Origin of the sequence: Vibrio sp. Y29_XK_CS5 (genome assembly GCF_024181835.1) — a bacterium.
Taxonomy (GTDB): domain Bacteria; phylum Pseudomonadota; class Gammaproteobacteria; order Enterobacterales; family Vibrionaceae; genus Vibrio; species Vibrio harveyi.
In genome coordinates, this window is the sequence record NZ_JAMZAM010000010.1 from 65,454 (window position 1) to 81,764 (window position 16,311).

Annotated in this window: 14 protein-coding genes; 7 read left to right on the forward strand and 7 right to left on the reverse strand. The window is 46.2% G+C overall.

Going from position 1 to position 16,311, the window contains the following annotated elements; genetic code table 11:
* Positions 1-174: 174 nt before the first annotated feature.
* The 3 genes from NL647_RS25095 to glyQ form a co-directional block, all read right to left on the reverse strand.
* Positions 175-2,259, reverse strand: coding sequence for an alpha-amylase (locus tag NL647_RS25095; RefSeq protein WP_253650775.1), 2,085 nt, complete (start codon positions 2,257-2,259; stop codon positions 175-177).
* Positions 2,260-2,475: 216 nt separating this feature from the next.
* On the reverse strand, positions 2,476-4,542 hold the full coding sequence (glyS, locus tag NL647_RS25100; protein ID WP_005378875.1) for a glycine--tRNA ligase subunit beta: 2,067 nt from the start codon (positions 4,540-4,542) through the stop codon (positions 2,476-2,478).
* Between the two features lie 13 nt (positions 4,543-4,555).
* Complete coding sequence (glyQ, locus tag NL647_RS25105) at positions 4,556-5,473, reverse strand: glycine--tRNA ligase subunit alpha (RefSeq protein ID WP_005451074.1); 918 nt, start codon at positions 5,471-5,473, stop codon at positions 4,556-4,558.
* A 483-nt stretch (positions 5,474-5,956) separates the two neighbouring features.
* Here glyQ and NL647_RS25110 point away from each other — a divergent pair, with 483 nt between their 5' ends.
* Complete coding sequence (locus tag NL647_RS25110) at positions 5,957-6,511, forward strand: TMEM165/GDT1 family protein (protein ID WP_005451076.1); 555 nt, start codon at positions 5,957-5,959, stop codon at positions 6,509-6,511.
* A 160-nt stretch (positions 6,512-6,671) separates the two neighbouring features.
* A complete protein-coding gene (locus NL647_RS25115; RefSeq protein ID WP_005451077.1) occupies positions 6,672-6,932 on the forward strand; it encodes a hypothetical protein in 261 nt (86 codons plus the stop codon).
* A 44-nt stretch (positions 6,933-6,976) separates the two neighbouring features.
* Here the strand turns inward: NL647_RS25115 and tusA are convergent, their stop codons facing one another.
* Complete coding sequence (gene tusA, locus NL647_RS25120) at positions 6,977-7,225, reverse strand: sulfurtransferase TusA (protein ID WP_005426051.1); 249 nt, start codon at positions 7,223-7,225, stop codon at positions 6,977-6,979.
* A 132-nt stretch (positions 7,226-7,357) separates the two neighbouring features.
* On the opposite strand from tusA, the gene NL647_RS25125 reads away from it, so the two are divergent.
* Together NL647_RS25125 and NL647_RS25130 are read left to right on the forward strand one after the other, a co-directional pair.
* Positions 7,358-7,540: a hypothetical protein gene (locus NL647_RS25125; RefSeq protein WP_005426049.1), complete on the forward strand. Its 183-nt coding sequence runs from the start codon at positions 7,358-7,360 to the stop codon at positions 7,538-7,540.
* Positions 7,541-7,707: 167 nt separating this feature from the next.
* Positions 7,708-8,649, forward strand: a complete 942-nt coding sequence (locus NL647_RS25130) for a LysR family transcriptional regulator (protein WP_009699107.1) — start codon at positions 7,708-7,710, stop codon at positions 8,647-8,649.
* Between the two features lie 73 nt (positions 8,650-8,722).
* On the opposite strand, the gene NL647_RS25135 is transcribed toward NL647_RS25130, so the two are convergent.
* The 3 genes from NL647_RS25135 to fadB all read right to left on the reverse strand — a co-directional run bounded on the left by NL647_RS25135 (position 8,723) and on the right by fadB (position 13,331).
* The gene (locus NL647_RS25135) at positions 8,723-9,703 is read right to left on the reverse strand and encodes an MDR family oxidoreductase (protein WP_005451082.1); all 981 of its coding nucleotides are present in this window, start codon (positions 9,701-9,703) and stop codon (positions 8,723-8,725) included.
* Positions 9,704-9,969: 266 nt separating this feature from the next.
* Entirely contained in the window at positions 9,970-11,145 is a 1,176-nt protein-coding gene (gene fadA / locus NL647_RS25140) for an acetyl-CoA C-acyltransferase FadA (protein ID WP_005426042.1), read from the reverse strand.
* A 14-nt stretch (positions 11,146-11,159) separates the two neighbouring features.
* Entirely contained in the window at positions 11,160-13,331 is a 2,172-nt protein-coding gene (gene fadB, locus NL647_RS25145; RefSeq protein WP_253650776.1) for a fatty acid oxidation complex subunit alpha FadB, read from the reverse strand.
* A gap of 268 nt (positions 13,332-13,599) precedes the next feature.
* Here fadB and NL647_RS25150 point away from each other — a divergent pair, with 268 nt between their 5' ends.
* The 3 genes from NL647_RS25150 to hemG are packed head-to-tail and all read left to right on the forward strand — an operon-like array spanning position 13,600 to position 16,264.
* A complete protein-coding gene (locus NL647_RS25150; protein ID WP_045485546.1) occupies positions 13,600-14,223 on the forward strand; it encodes a YigZ family protein in 624 nt (207 codons plus the stop codon).
* Between the two features lie 46 nt (positions 14,224-14,269).
* Complete coding sequence (locus tag NL647_RS25155; protein WP_005451087.1) at positions 14,270-15,727, forward strand: TrkH family potassium uptake protein; 1,458 nt, start codon at positions 14,270-14,272, stop codon at positions 15,725-15,727.
* A gap of 9 nt (positions 15,728-15,736) precedes the next feature.
* Complete coding sequence (hemG, locus tag NL647_RS25160; RefSeq protein WP_253650777.1) at positions 15,737-16,264, forward strand: menaquinone-dependent protoporphyrinogen IX dehydrogenase; 528 nt, start codon at positions 15,737-15,739, stop codon at positions 16,262-16,264.
* Positions 16,265-16,311: the final 47 nt, after the last annotated feature.

A 16,311-nucleotide genomic window follows, 5' to 3' on the forward strand; every position in this document is an offset into this window, starting at 1 on the left:
TATCGGCTTATCGAGTAATCCTTGACCTTACCTCAATGCGTAATTAACGCAAAGTGTGAATTAAGCCGAAAAAGAAAAAAGTGTGTCATCAGACCAGAGGTACGAGATAAAAAGGCAAAAAGAGCAATAAAAAAGGGAAGCTTATGCTTCCCTTGCTGGTGGAGAGAGTGTGATTTACTCACCGGTGTAAACAATCAACACCTTGTCGTCTTGGTATTGTCGTTCGAATGCGTAGTAACCTTCTTGGTTGCGAGTGATGTGCTTACCTTGAGCAACTGCTGGGTGGCGTTTACGGAATTCACCCAACTTTTGCCAATGTTGCAGTAGATCTTCACGCTCGCCATGAATCTTATCCCATGGCATATCTGAGCGTGTGCCTTGGTGAGCATCTGAACCAGTAATGCCAAAATCACGAGCTATCTCATCACCATAATAGATCTGTACTGCACCGGGAGCCAGCATCAGAGCATTTGCTGCACGTGCTTGGTCATCAAAGCTGCGGCTGCGAGCTGACCAAAACAGCTGTGTATCGTGTGAAGACAGGTAGCTCAACACATTGAATTCAGGATCTGTATTGATGCGCTCTGCATAGCGGCGGTAATCATTATCAAGTTGAGCGAAACACTTCAGCGCTTTTGGTGCCACATCAGATTGGAACTCGAAGTTGATGATGGAATCGAAGCCGTTATCGAAATACGGACTCTTCACCACGCTGTGTGCCCACACTTCACCTGTCATCCAGAAAGGTAGGTCATCCAAGGCTTTGTCCGGGTTGTTTTGCTTCCATTGAGCAAGTGCTTGGGTGGTGCTGGCTTTCAGCTCTGCCCACGCTTCCATTTCAACGTGTTTAGCGGTGTCGACACGGAAGCCGTCAATGCCGTAGTCGCGCACCCAATCGGATAACCAGGTAATCAGGTGTTCACGTGGGGTTTGCAGCTTATCTTGCGCATTGGTGTCTTTATTGCGGAAGAAGTTTGGTAATCCGGTTTTCTGAGTCGATTCGGTTTTGAGATCCGGTAGGTAGTTCAAAGACATGGTGATGTCGTTGTAGCCCGGAGCATCGTAGTCGCCAATGTCGGTGCGGATCCAATCTTTGCCCCACCATTTATCCCACGCTTCGCTATCACCGTATTTGATGTAGTCGTTGAAGCTGTGCCAGCTTTGTCCTGATTTTGGCTGCCAGTCGGTCCATTTTTCACCAAGGACTTCTTTGGCTTCTTGGTCATCAAGGTAAAGCTGACCAAATCCGAATTCCTGCATGTCTGCTAATGTCGCATAACCTGTGTGGTTCATGACTACATCCCAAATCACGCGGATACCTTTCTTATGGGCAGTATCGACGAAGGTTCTGAGTTCATCTTCGGTACCCATGTTGGCATCAAGCTTGGTCCAATCTTGGTGATAGTAGCCGTGGTAGCCGTAGTGCTTAAAGTCGCCTTTATCGCCGCCGCCAACCCAGCCGTGGATCTGTTCCAGTGGTGAGGTTATCCAGATAGCATTCACACCAAGTGATTCGATGTAATCGAGTTTTTTCGTTAGACCCGCTAAGTCACCACCGTGGAAGGTACCAATCTCATATTTTCCGTCTTTGCTGCGACCGTAGCTGTTGTCGTTGTCTGGGTTGCCATTGTAGAAGCGGTCAGTCATGACGAAGTACACCGTTGCGTTATCCCAACTGAACGGTTTATCGGCTTGCTGTTCAACTTCTTCTAGCAGCAATAGACCTTGGCTCATAGGACCTGGCTGCATGGTGACGCTGCCATTGGCGACTGTGGCTTCTTGTCCGGTTAAGGCATCGCGAACGACAGTGCCATCATTAAAGGTTTGAGCAACATTGATGGTTTTTGGCGTGTCAGTTGCGACAGGGCAAGAGTAGGTGATGTCCTGACTCTGCTTTGGTTTGATTTTGACCGTCAGCTCGTTGGTGGTTGGATTGAGCGTAAATTGATAGGTATTGGCTTTGAAGATGCGCAGCGGCATTTGTGCATCAGTGGCGCAGTTATCCATTTTTAATGGACGATTGAACTTGATGCGATCTTCTTCTGCTAGGGCAAAGCTACTGCCACAGCTTTGCTTGCTGTCAGCAATGGTAAAGCTATAACTGCCTTTTTCGAGTTTTTGCTCGGCGACAAGTAAGCCTTGCGAGTTTTCCTCAAAAACAGCGGTATCATCACCAACGCTTAATACGATGGCATTTTCTGGAATCTGGCTGCAGGCGCTCAGTAGACCGATAGAGAGTGCGAGAATTGTTTTTTTCATTGTGTCCTTCCCCCGAATAAACAGTCCAGTTATAGCAAAACTGTGCCTCTACAATCCGAGCTCTACACCAACAAGTTAAACGTGTCTCACCCTACAAATTTTAGTCTTGTTCACAAAATGAATAATAAGCTTCACCTTCATCGGTTTGAAGGCAACAAAAAAGGAAGCATCTGCTTCCCTTTTACTTATTTCTTAATCACTTCTAAGAGTAATGAATCACTTTTGAAGCAAAGAAATGTCTGCGATCTGTAGGAACAGGTTACGCAGGTTGTTCAGTAGTGTCAGACGGTTCTTCTTAAGTGCTTCGTCGTCTGCCATTACCATTACGTTATCAAAGAACGCGTCAACTGGTTCACGTAGGTCAGCTAGCTTGCTTAGGGCTTCTTGGTAGTTACCTGTAGCAAATGCTGGCTCAAGCGCTTCCGTCATTACTTCAACGCTTTCTGCTAGTGCTTTCTCTGCGTCTTCTTGTAGAAGTGCTAGGTCGATGTCTGCTGCTAGTTCGCCGTCGAATTTCGCTAGGATGTTACCTACACGTTTGTTCGCTGCTGCTAGAGACTCTGCTGCTTCTAGTTCACGGAAGTGAGAAACCGCTTTAACACGTTGGTCGAAGTCTGCTGGTTTAGTCGGACGACGAGCTAGAACCGCTTGAATGATGTCTACGCTGAAGCCTTCGTCTTGGTACCAAGCACGGAAACGACCAAGCATGAACTCGATAACGTCTTGCTCAACGTTGTCGTTGGTTAGGCGATCGCCAAACAGTGACTTCGCTTTCGCAACTAGGTCAACAAGATCTAGGTTGTAGCCGTATTCAACGATGATACGTAGTACACCTAGAGATGCGCGGCGTAGTGCGAATGGGTCGCTGCCTTTAGGCGCTTGACCAATACCGAAGATACCTACGATAGTGTCTAGCTTGTCTGCCATTGCAACTGCAGTTGAAACGCCGTTTGATGGCAGTTCATCACCTGCGAAACGAGGCATGTATTGCTCGTTCAGTGCTACTGCAACTTCTTCTGCTTCACCGTCGTGGCGAGCATAGTGCATGCCCATAACACCTTGAGTATCCGTGAATTCGAATACCATTGAGGTCATTAGGTCACATTTTGCTAGTAGACCAGCACGCTTTGATTTCTCAACGTCAGCACCGATTTGCTCAGCAATGTAGCCAGCAAGTTCTGTGATGCGGTCTGTTTTGTCTTTGATCGTACCCAGTTGCTTTTGGAAGATCGCTTGCTCTAGTTCAGGCAGACGGTCGATAAGCGGACGCTTACGGTCTGTGTTGAAGAAGAACTCTGCGTCAGCAAGACGAGGGCGAACTACTTTCTCGTTACCTTCGATTACGTAACGAGGCTCTTTTGATTCGATGTTCGATACGAAGATGAAGTTAGGTAGTAGCTTCTTGTTTTCGTCATAAACAGGGAAGTACTTCTGGTCACCTTTCATGGTGTAAACCAACGCTTCAGAAGGCACTTTTAGGAACTCTTCTTCGAACTTCGCTGTTAGTACTACTGGCCATTCAACCAGAGACGTTACTTCTTCTACTAGGTCATCTTCTAGGTCAGCGATACCGCCAACCGCTGCTGCTGCTTTTTGTGCGTCAGCTAGGATGATTGCTTTACGCGCTTCGTAATCTGCCATTACTTTACCGCGCTCTTCTAAGATCGCAGGGTATTGTTCAGCAGAATCGATAGTGAACTCTTGCTCACCCATGAAGCGGTGACCACGGATAGTGCGGTCTGAAGCGACACCAAGGATCTCGCCTTCGATTAGGTCGCTGCCCATTAGCATGGTTAGCGTCTTAACTGGACGGATAAATTGAGTCGTTTTGTTACCCCAGCGCATTGGTTTTGCGATAGGTAGGTTTGCTAGTGCTTTCGCTGCAAGTTCAACTACGATCTCAGACGTTGGCTGACCTTTCACTTCTTGTTTGAACAGTAGCCATTCACCTTTGTCTGTTACCATGCGCTCTGCTTGGTCAACCGTGATGCCACAACCGCGTGCCCAGCCTTGAGCCGCTTTTGTTGGGTTGCCTTCCGCGTCAAACGCTGCAGAAACCGCAGGACCACGCTTTTCAACAACTTTGTCAGACTGGCTGTCTGCTAGTGCTGCTACTTTAAGTGCAAGACGACGAGGTGCCGCGAACCATTTAACGCCTTCATGAGCAAGCTCAGCGCCTTTTAGTTCTGCTTCGAAGTTTGCTGCGAATGCTTCAGCTAGAGTGCGAAGTTGCGTTGGTGGTAGCTCTTCTGTGCCTAGCTCGATTAGAAATTCTTTTGCCATGTTACTCTACCCCTTACGCTTGTTCTTTCTTACACATTGGGAAGCCAAGAGCTTCACGCGATGCGTAGTATGCTTCTGCAACTGCTTTCGTCAGGTTGCGGATGCGTAGGATGTAACGTTGGCGTTCAGTTACTGAGATCGCTTTACGTGCGTCTAGTAGGTTGAATGCGTGACCAGCTTTTAGAATGCGCTCGTAAGCCGGTAGTGGCAGTGGTTTTTCAAGCTCAAGCAGTTCTTTACACTCTTTCTCACACTGTTCGAAGAAACCAAATAGGAAGTCAACGTCTGCGTGCTCGAAGTTGTAAGTCGATTGCTCTACTTCGTTTTGGTGGAAGATGTCACCGTAAGTCACTTTGCTGCCGTCTGGTGCGATGTTCCAAACTAGGTCGTAAACAGAGTCTACTTCTTGGATGTACATTGCTAGACGTTCGATACCGTAAGTGATCTCACCAGTTACTGGCTTACACTCAAGACCGCCAACTTGTTGGAAGTAAGTAAACTGGGTCACTTCCATGCCGTTTAGCCAAACTTCCCAGCCTAGACCCCATGCGCCTAGTGTTGGGTTTTCCCAGTTGTCTTCTACGAAACGGATATCGTGAACAAGTGGGTCAATACCAAGAACTTCTAGAGAACCTAGGTACAACTCTTGGATATTGTCTGGTGATGGTTTTAGCGCTACTTGGAATTGGTAGTAGTGCTGTAGACGGTTAGGGTTTTCACCGTAACGACCATCGGTAGGACGACGTGAAGGTTGTACGTAAGCTGTAGACATTGGCTCTGGGCCAAGTGCTCGTAGACATGTCATTGGATGAGAGGTACCCGCACCCACTTCCATATCTAGCGGTTGAACAATGGTACAACCATTTTGAGCCCAATAATCCTGCAGCGCGAGGATCATTCCCTGGAAGGTTTTGATATCGTATTTTTGCATAAGTCAGGTTCGCGCGATTCTCTTATTACTTGTGAATTCGTCTCTTTTGCTGGGTTTTATAGCCTCAACAATAGCGATTCAAAGTAATTACGGTTGAATAAAATAACAATCAAGTATACCCAGATATTGAGCATGGGAGTAGAGCTAATCTTGATTAATTCGTGGGCAATTTTCTCCTTTAATGGATTTTTACCGCTTTATCTGCTGAATTTTTCCTAAAAGGGAGTTTTCACTGGCTTTCACTCTTGAGGTGATGAGCAAAGGTGGCTAGAATTGCGCCTGTCTTTGGGGAGTAGCTTACTCGATGAAATGCCTATTTCATCTGGTTCGTTCGTCAACATAATTGGTGCAAAATCACCATGGCGTTCGAGACTCATCAACCCGATGAGTTTAGCAAGACCTTAGACAAATCATCATGAACCGGGGTGGGGCGTGAGATTTGTCTTAGGTTAAAAATAATTATCCCGCCCCAATGAGCATGTCGTGAGCGTTTTAGCTATTTCAATTACTACTGTAGCGTTAGCAGAAATTGGCGATAAGACCCAATTGCTATCTCTATTACTTGCCAGTCGTTACCGCAAGCCAATCCCTATTATTGCCGCAATCTTTTTGGCAACCATTGCCAACCACGCTTTGGCTGCATGGTTAGGTGTGGTTGTGGCAGATTACCTTTCGCCTGAGGTTTTAAAATGGGTGCTGGTGGTTAGTTTTGTCGCCATGGCGGCTTGGGTGCTGATCCCAGATAAACTGGATGATGACGAACAGATCTCCAACCGTGGTCCATTCATTGCGAGTTTTATTGCTTTCTTCGTTGCGGAGATTGGCGACAAGACTCAGATTGCAACTTCTATCTTGGGTGCGCAATACGCAGATGCATTGAGTTGGGTGATTCTTGGTACCACGATCGGCATGTTGCTTGCCAATGTTCCCGTGGTTTTAATCGGCAAGCTATCGGCGGATAAGATGCCTTTAGGATTGATTCGTAAGGTGACCGCTTTCCTATTTATTGCCCTTGCTATTGGCGCAGCATTTTTCTGATCATCTTAAAGACAAATCGTGTTAATTATCAATAACTAGTGAAATTATGCATGAGTTCAAACTCTGGTTCAAAATCATTCAGGACCGTGACGGATGACATATTAGTGTCATACTTGTCATGGTACTTTAATGGTGTGAATGATAGCGAGAGGGCAAGGTTATGCTTACACGTTACATGGGGATGACCCCAAAGAGTCAGAGTTATTTATTCACCTTTGGTTTAGCGCTGTGCTTATTGGCAATGGTGTTGACCGATATGTGGTTGCCGATTGTTGCAGGGACCTTCATCCTTACTGGTCTAACAGTAGAGGCTTGGATTCGGGTCGCGCATATTATTCCGATGCATGAAGAGATGCGTGCAATGAGAAAGCAACTGAACAAGCTACAATCTGAAGTTCGCACACTAGAATACGATGAATAAACAAACGGCAGCCAATTGGGCTGCCGTTTTTGATCTTGCTGAGATTATTCCAAACCTTTCTTGATCAGGTACTGGTATGGAAGCTGTTCCGTTTGTGCCGCAATCAGCTGGTGATCCATAAATCGACAGAAACTCGGGATATCTCGAGTTGTGGATGGGTCGTCTGCTTTAACTAGCAATACCTCACCATCTTGCATGTTTCGAATTGTCTTCCTGACCATCATCACTGGCTCTGGGCAGCGTAATCCTTCCGCCTCTAATGTCTTGGTCGCCAGTTCAGGATTAAAGCTCATAGTGTGATTCTCGTAACTAACTGAGCGTTGAATTTTACTTTCGTTGAAAAAATATTCAATAACCACTTGGCAAACCGAATTTTTTGATTTACCTTAAATTAACAATTTGGTAACAACTGGCAAGGAGAGACGATGTTAACAGCGTTAGACAGACTAACCATCTATTCGGTTTTATGTTTTATCTCGTTCTGTGCATTGGTACTTAGGACGCCAGGTGAAACTTCATTGATGCCTCTTGTAGGCATGAGTGCAACGATTATTGGGATTTGGATTGAGATGCACAAATGGTCAGGTGCATCAGAGCAAGAAAATTAGCGCTTCTTGCTGTAATCGGAACCTATTGATATACCGCTCACCAAGTTTAACGACACTTCATTCCGACACTATCCCCATTTTTCTTGGGCTTCCCCGCTGAAAGGCGGGATTTTTTTTGCCTGAAGAGTACAATTTACCTAAATCCTCTACATGTTAAGTGGCAAATCGTGGAATTAGAAGACATCTATCGTCGAGACCTGAATTTATTGGTCGCATTACGTGTGCTGATTGAAGAGAGCAGTGTCAGTAAAGCAGCAACTCGCCTCAATTTAAGCCAATCGGCAATGAGTCGTGTGCTAGGGCGTTTACGTGATCTGCTTGGTGACCCACTGTTTACTCGTCAAGGTCAGCACTTGATCCCAACTCAAAAAGCGTTAGAAATTGATCGCTCTTTGGGTGAGCCTTTGGAGTCACTACGCCAATTGCTTTCTCCACGTGAGTTTGATCCACGCAGTTGTGATCAGACGTTTAATATCGCGACAACTGATTACGCGATGCAAACCATTCTGCCCTTCGCGTTGCCGCGTATCTATCAAGAAGCACCGAATGTGTCGTTTAACTTCTTGCCGCTGCAACATGACCGCTTATCTGATCAATTAACATATGAAGGCGCGGACTTAGCGATTTGTCGTCCAACAGGTCCAGTGGAGCCATTACGCAGTGAAGTGTTAGGGCGAGTTGGTGTGTTGTGTATGCTATCTAAGCAGCATCCGCTAGCTGAGAAAGAGATGAGTCTGGATGATTATCTCAGTCATCCGCATGCCATGATTGCCATTAGTGATGGGGTTAAAGCGCTGATTGAACAAGCGCTCGTGGAGAAGCCGCAACGTCAGATGGTATTACGCGCTTATCACTTGGAAGCGGCGCTGGCGATCGTTGATACTCTGCCAATTATTATTACCGTGCCTGCCGATTTAGCGTACTTGGTTGCTGATCGCTATGACTTAGTAGTGAAGCCATTACCATTCCAATTCACGCCGTTTGAATATTCGATGATTTGGCACGCACGTTGCGAACACTCTCCCGCTCAAGAATGGTTGCGTGCAGTAGTTCGTGAAGAATGTAGTCGTCTTATTGCTAAACGAATTGAAGATATGGGGTTGGACTGATTTCTCCAAAAATCGAAATAGCAAAAAGCCGGGCAATGACCCGGCTTTGTTTATTCTATCGAAGAGTTAGCGCTTATAACTTGATAACCACACGACCAGTTACTTGACCGTTTGTGATGTCTTCAGCGTATTTTGGTGCTTCTGCTAGCTCTACTTCAGTACAAGCTTGCTCGAAGTAGCTGTCTGGTAGTAGTTCTACCAATTTTTCCCATGCTGCAGTACGTTTTTCAAATGGGCATGAAACAGAATCCACACCTTGTAGACGAACGTTACGTAGAATGAATGGCATCACTGTCGTCGGTAGATCGAAGCCACCTGCAAGACCACAAGCTGCGACTGCACTGTTGTAATCCATTTGCGCCAATACTTTTGCTAGCACTTTGCTGCCTACGGTATCAACCGCACCTGCCCATACTTGCTTTTCAAGCGGACGTGCTGGTTCTTCAAACTCAACACGGTCGATGATGCGGCTAGCTCCTAGCTTTTCTAGTAGCGGACCATTTTGTTCAACACGACCTGTCACGGCTGCCACTTTGTAGCCAAGCTGTGCTAGAAGCGTCACAGCTACTGAGCCTACACCGCCACTTGCGCCAGTTACTAGGATTTCACCATTTTCAGGTTTGATGCCTGCATCAAGCAGTGCTTGAACACACAGCATGCCAGTGAAACCAGCAGTACCAACCATCATGGCTTTCTTGCTGTCCAGACCTTTTGGTAGTGGTACTAGCCAATCCGCTTTTAGACGAGCACGTTGAGACATACCGCCCCAATGGTTTTCACCCACACCCCAACCAGTAAGAACAACTTTGTCGCCTGCTTGGTAGCGGTCGTCTTCTGAGCTTACTACCGTACCTGCTAGGTCAATACCCGGCACCATCGGGAAGTTACGGATGATTTTACCTTTACCTGTAATTGCAAGACCGTCTTTGTAGTTCAACGATGAGTAATCAACGTCAATCAGAACGTCGCCTTCAGGCAGTTGTGTTTCATCGATTTGCTCGATGCTAGCGATAGTACGTTTGTCTTCTTGATTTAGAACTAGAGCATTAAACATAAGGTTCTCCGATTGTGCGGTAGCGTGACTCTGGGTCACATGCAGCAAGATATCAACTGCTGCTAAGTGTATGTCTTCTTTGTCTATGAATAAAATGAAACTTGAGCATTTAATGTATGCTTTTTGTGCATGTAAGCAATGTTTAGCGTAAAACAAAGGGCGACATCAGATGTCGCCCTTAAGTGTAATACTAAAAAATTTCAGTATTGGTTCATTTGCTCGTGACTGTTGAATTGATCACTACAACCTAGCGTTTCTTAAACAGACTATGGTCGTTCAAATACAGTCGCAATACCCTGACCTAAACCAATACACATGGTTGCGAGACCGTATTTCGCATCTTTCGCTTCCATTAGGTTGATTAACGTCGTTGAGATACGTGAGCCAGAACAACCAAGCGGGTGACCCAATGCAATTGCACCACCATTAAGGTTGACCTTCTCATCCATAACATCAAGCAGACCTAAGTCTTTAGCACATGGTAGAGATTGCGCTGCAAATGCTTCGTTTAGCTCAACAACATCCATATCTTCAATTGAAAGACCTGCACGCTTGAGCGCTTTTTGCGTCGCAGGTACAGGACCGTAACCCATGATTGAAGGATCGCAGCCCGCAATGGCCATACCTTTAATGCGTGCTCGAATCTTCAAGCCAAGTTCATTAGCTTTCTCTTCACTCATGATCAACATCGCTGATGCACCATCAGACAGCGCCGATGATGTACCGGCTGTTACTGTGCCGTTTGCTGGGTCGAAAACAGGACGAAGTTGAGATAAACCTTCAACGGATGTTTCAGGGCGAATGACTTCATCGTAATCTAGAGTGAACAGCGTGCCGTCAGCCGCATGACCTTCAATTGGTAGGATTTCGTTTTTAAAACGACCCTCTACGGTTGCAGCATGTGCACGAGCATGGGAACGCGCAGCAAACTCGTCTTGTTGCTCACGGCTAATGCCATGCAGCTTACCAAGCATTTCAGCGGTTAAGCCCATCATGCCTGCTGCTTTTGCAACTGTCTTGGACATACCTGGGTGGAAGTCCACGCCGTGGTTCATTGGTACATGTCCCATGTGCTCAACACCACCAATTAGGCAGATTTCAGCGTCACCTGTCATGATGGCACGTGTACCATCGTGAAGCGCTTGCATTGATGAACCACACAAGCGGTTAACCGTCACGGCGCCAATCTCAATTGGTAGACCAGCAAGTAGCGCCGCATTACGTGCCACGTTAAAGCCTTGTTCTAAGGTTTGTTGTACACAGCCCCAGTAGATATCTTCAATCTCGCTTGGGTTTACTTGTGGGTTACGTGCAAGAATACCTTTCATTAGGCGTGCAGATAGATCTTCTGCTCGCGTATGACGGAAAGCACCACCTTTAGAGCGACCCATTGGAGTACGTAGACAATCGACTACGACAACATTTCTTGTTTGATTAGTCATTTTAGAATCCCTCCTTAGATAGAACCTTGCTGTTGTGCACCGTAAAAGCTTTCACCTTTCGCCGCCATATCAATCAGCATCTGTGGTACTTGGTACATTGCACCGAGCTCTGAGTATTGTTTTGCCATTGCAACAAACTCAGCAATACCTACGCTATCTAGGTAGCGGAATACGCCACCGCGGAATGGAGGGAAGCCAAGACCGTAAACCAGTGCCATATCCGCTTCTTGTGGAGTGGCAATGATGCCTTCTTGTAGACACAGTACCACTTCGTTGATCATCGGAATCATCATACGTTGAATGATGGTCTGTTCGTCAAAGTCCTGTTTATCGGCACAAACGTCAGCGAGTACCGGCAAGATTTCTTCAGAGAAGGTTTTCTTAGGCTTACCTTTTCTATCAATGGTGTAGCTGTAGAAGCCATTGCCATTCTTCTGGCCGTATTTATCTGCTTCGAACAGCGCATCTATTGCGTCACGACCTTGTTTGCCCATACGCTCAGGGAATCCTTGTGCCATAACGGCTTGTGCGTGGTGAGCAGTATCAATACCAACAACATCGAGCAAGTATGCAGGTCCCATCGGCCAGCCAAATTTACGTTCCATGATTTTGTCGATTTTCGTAAAGTCAGCGCCATCGCGAAGTAGCATGCTGAAACCACCAAAGTATGGGAACAATACGCGGTTTACAAAGAACCCAGGGCAGTCATTAACGACAATTGGTGATTTGCCCATTTTCGCTGCGTACGCAACAACGCGATTTATGGTTTCATCAGAGGTATGTTCACCACGGATGATCTCAACAAGAGGCATGCGGTGCACTGGGTTGAAAAAGTGCATGCCACAGAAGTTTTCTGGGCGTTTTAGCGATTTTGCCAACAGGTTGATAGGAATTGTCGAGGTGTTTGAGGTAATAACGGTATCGTCACCGACATGCGATTCGACTTCACTCAAAACTGCTGCTTTTACTTTCGGGTTTTCTACTACGGCTTCAACAATCACGTCTGATTCTTCAATGCCTGCGTAATGTAGGCTTGGTGTGATAGACGCTAAAATACCAGCCATCTTAAAGCCATCAATGCGACCACGAGATAAGCGTTTATTTAGCAGCTTAGATGCTTCAGTCATGCCTAAATCGAGTGAAGGTTGCGCGATGTCTTTCATTAACACCGGTACGCCTTTTAATGCAGATTGGTAGGCGATGCCGCCGCCCATAATGCCCGCACCAAGCACAGCCGCACGTAGCGTGTCTTTACTCGCTGACTTCGCTGATTTTTTAGCAAGCCCTTTGATGTATTGGTCGTTGAGGAACAAGCCAACCAGTGATTTTGCTTCTTCAGACTTAGCCAGTTTTACGAAGTGCTTACGTTCAATGTCGAGTGCTTCGTTACGAACGAAACGAGCGCCTTCTTCAATAGTAATAACGGCTGTCATTGGAGCGGGGTAGTGAGGACCCGCTTTTTGTGCCACCAGACCCTTCGCCATGGTGAAGCTCATCATTGATTCAAGCTTACTTAGCGTTAGAGGTGATGTCTTTTGCTTGCGACGAGCTTGCCAGTCCAACTTCTCGTTGATTGCCGAGGTCAGTGTCTTGAGTGCTGACTCGTAAAGTGTGTCGGTATCAACAACCGCATCCAGAAGACCAATCTTTAACGCTTCATCCGCACGACACGCTTTTCCTTGAGTGATCACTTCCATCGCACTATCGGCACCGATAACTCGTGGCAGACGCACACAACCACCAAAGCCCGGCATGATGCCCAGTTTTGTTTCTGGTAGACCGATGCTGGTGGTCTTGTCACCAATTCTCATGTCAGTTGCAAGTACGCATTCACAGCCGCCACCTAACGTGTGGCCTTTTAGTACCGAGATAGTTGGGACAGGCAAGTCTTCCAGCTTATTGAAGATGCTGTTAGCAAATTGTAGCCACTGATCGAGTTCAGCGTCTGTCTTAGCGAAAAGACCTAAGAATTCGGTGATATCAGCGCCAACAATGAACGCGTCTTTATCTGAGGTGAGCATCAAGCCCTTCAGTCCTTGGTGCGCTTTTAGTGCATCAAGGGCTTTGTCGAGTGACTCTAGTGTCGCTAGGTCGAGTTTGTTAACGGATTTTGGAGAGCAGAAGCTTAGTTCTGCAATACCATCTTGTACTTCCTTTACCTGTAGGGTTTCGGCTTGGTAAATCATTGTCTATCTCCATGACATACAATCTTGGATTGTCTGTATACCAATTTGATGCGGGCTGAGCGCCTGTAGGGCAGCAAATAGATATAGAGGAAAGTCGTTTTATTTATTGTTCTGGTTAGACCAGTGAAGTTAGTTTGGACTTCGGATTGGTTAATTTCAATACATTTTTTAAACAAGTGTTTAACATTGTGCGCTAAGGCAGATCTTATGCGACTCACAATTACCTCTCGTGATAGACTTTAGACAAAGAGAAAAGTGACTTAATCCTATGAATGACCTGCCTTATCTGATTCCTGCTCAGCCTACTCAATTTGAAGAAGAGATCAAAAAGAGTGTCTTTATTACTTACTTAGCACATACGCCAAGCGTGGAAGCGGCGAAAGCATTCGTTGAGCAGATCAAAACCAAGCATGCTGATGCAAGACACAACTGCTGGGGATTTGTTGCTGGTCGACCAGAAGATTCGATGAAGTGGGGCTTTAGTGATGATGGAGAACCTTCAGGGACAGCAGGTAAACCAATCCTTGCTCAGCTGTCTGGCTCTGGAGTTGGAGAGATTACCGCTGTAGTGACTCGATATTCTGGCGGCATTAAGCTTGGTACAGGTGGTTTGGTCAAAGCCTATGGTGGCGGCGTGCAACAAGCGCTCAAGCTGCTTCAAACAATTGAGAAAAAAATAACCACAAAACTCCGACTAGAGTTAGACTATGGGTTTATGCCTATCGCACAGTCGCTTATGCCCCAGTTTGGTGCGGTTGAAGTGGATGCTGAATACAGCGATCAGGTGGTATTAGTGGTGGAAATTGAGCTACGTGAAGTGAGCGCGTTTACCCAAGCTATCATCAACAAAAGTGGTGCAAAGGCAATTGTCACCCCACTAGACGGACAATAATGAAAAATAGGAAGCCACAGGGACAGCTTCGCTAGTCAATCAATCCATGCAATTTCGTTCAATTATTCGAATCGTCGGGCTATTGCTCGCACTTTTTAGTGTCACAATGCTCGCGCCTGCGCTAGTTGCGCTTATCTATCGAGATGGTGCGGGTGTACCTTTTGTCACGACTTTCTTCGTACTTCTTGTATGCGGTGGGATCTGTTGGTTCCCAAACCGCAGGCACAAACACGAGCTTAAAGCGCGTGATGGCTTCCTTATTGTTGTTCTTTTCTGGACTGTACTTGGCAGTGCTGGCTCTATCCCTTTTCTGATCTCAGATAACCCCAATGTATCTGTGACTGACGCTTTTTTTGAGTCCTTCTCTGCTTTAACGACAACAGGTGCGACGGTGATCGTCGGGCTCGACGAGTTGCCAAAAGCGATTCTCTTTTATCGCCAACTTCTACAGTGGTTTGGCGGTATGGGTATCATCGTATTGGCGGTAGCCATTCTTCCTGTTCTTGGTATCGGTGGTATGCAGTTGTATAGAGCTGAAATACCAGGACCCGTAAAAGATACTAAGATGACCCCACGTATTGCTGAGACAGCAAAAGCTCTGTGGTACATCTACTTGAGTTTGACTATCGCATGTGCCGTAGCATTTTGGTTAGCAGGCATGACGCCGTTTGATGCCATTAGTCATAGCTTCTCCACGATTGCCATCGGTGGTTTCTCTACACACGATGCTAGCATGGGCTATTTCGATAGCTATGCCATTAACATGATTACCGTTGTCTTCTTGTTAATCTCGGCATGTAACTATTCTTTGCACTTTGCCGCGTTTGCGTCTGGTGGCGTGCATCCTAAATACTATTGGAAAGACCCAGAGTTTCGCGCGTTTATCTTTATTCAAGTGGTTCTGTTCTTGGTTTGCTTCTTATTATTATTGAATCATCACTCGTATGACTCTCCTTATGATGCCTTCGACCAAGCCTTGTTCCAAACAGTGTCAATCTCTACTACTGCAGGTTTTACTACAACCGGCTTTGCTGATTGGCCGTTGTTCTTGCCAGTGTTGTTATTGTTCTCTTCTTTCATCGGTGGTTGTGCTGGTTCGACTGGTGGTGGCATGAAAGTGATCCGTATTCTGCTACTGACCTTACAAGGTGCTCGTGAGCTGAAGCGTTTGGTGCACCCTCGTGCGGTGTACACCATCAAAGTGGGTGGCAGTGCGCTACCGCAGCGTGTTGTTGATGCGGTTTGGGGATTCTTCTCTGCGTACGCGCTCGTATTTGTGGTTTGTATGCTGGGGTTGATTGCGACTGGCATGGATGAACTAAGTGCGTTCTCGGCGGTAGCTGCGACTCTGAACAACCTCGGTCCTGGCTTAGGGGAAGTAGCACTTCACTTTGGTGATGTTAATGACAAAGCAAAATGGGTATTGATTGTTTCTATGCTGTTTGGTCGTTTGGAAATCTTTACCTTACTTATTTTACTTACGCCGACGTTTTGGCGCAGTTAAGGGGAAATTGTGGCAAAAGCATTATTTCTATATTCTTCCCGAGAAGGGCAGACTAAAAAAATTCTCCACTATATAGATGAGCAGCTATTAGAGTTCGATTGCGAGCTGGTGGATTTGCATAGTGTAGAGACGATTGATTTCAGCCAATACGACAGAGTATTGATTGGAGCCTCTATTCGTTATGGTCATCTTAATAAGAAGCTGTACCAGTTTATTGAGCGAAACCTCAATCAACTTGAACAAAGTAAAGTGGCATTTTTCTGCGTAAACCTAACTGCTCGCAAAGAAGACCAAGGAAAAGATACGCCAGAGGGTAGCGCTTACATTCGTAAGTTCCTGACCAAGTCGCCTTGGAAACCAATCTTAATTGGTGTTTTTGCTGGTGCTCTTTATTATCCTCGTTATGGTTGGTTCGACAAAACTATGATTAAGTTCATTATGTCGATGACAGGGGGCGAAACCGATACGACCAAAGAAGTGGAATACACCAATTGGAAAAAAGTGGCTCTTTTCGCAGATAAATTCAAAGAACTGTAGAAATAACGTGCTCTTTTGAACGCTTTTGATGCAAATTTATCCGAACG

Bases quoted from the DNA above. Each gene is read 5' to 3' on its own strand.
- NL647_RS25095 (WP_253650775.1), bottom strand. From the start codon at position 2,259: ATGAAAAAAACAATTCTCGCACTCTCTATCGGTCTACTGAGCGCCTGC.
- glyS (WP_005378875.1), bottom strand. From the start codon at position 4,542: ATGGCAAAAGAATTTCTAATCGAGCTAGGCACAGAAGAGCTACCACCA.
- glyQ (WP_005451074.1), bottom strand. From the start codon at position 5,473: ATGCAAAAATACGATATCAAAACCTTCCAGGGAATGATCCTCGCGCTG.
- NL647_RS25115 (WP_005451077.1), top strand. From the start codon at position 6,672: ATGCTTACACGTTACATGGGGATGACCCCAAAGAGTCAGAGTTATTTA.
- tusA (WP_005426051.1), bottom strand. From the start codon at position 7,225: ATGAGCTTTAATCCTGAACTGGCGACCAAGACATTAGAGGCGGAAGGA.
- NL647_RS25125 (WP_005426049.1), top strand. From the start codon at position 7,358: ATGTTAACAGCGTTAGACAGACTAACCATCTATTCGGTTTTATGTTTT.
- NL647_RS25135 (WP_005451082.1), bottom strand. From the start codon at position 9,703: ATGTTTAATGCTCTAGTTCTAAATCAAGAAGACAAACGTACTATCGCT.
- fadA (WP_005426042.1), bottom strand. From the start codon at position 11,145: ATGACTAATCAAACAAGAAATGTTGTCGTAGTCGATTGTCTACGTACT.
- fadB (WP_253650776.1), bottom strand. From the start codon at position 13,331: ATGATTTACCAAGCCGAAACCCTACAGGTAAAGGAAGTACAAGATGGT.
- NL647_RS25150 (WP_045485546.1), top strand. From the start codon at position 13,600: ATGAATGACCTGCCTTATCTGATTCCTGCTCAGCCTACTCAATTTGAA.
- NL647_RS25155 (WP_005451087.1), top strand. From the start codon at position 14,270: ATGCAATTTCGTTCAATTATTCGAATCGTCGGGCTATTGCTCGCACTT.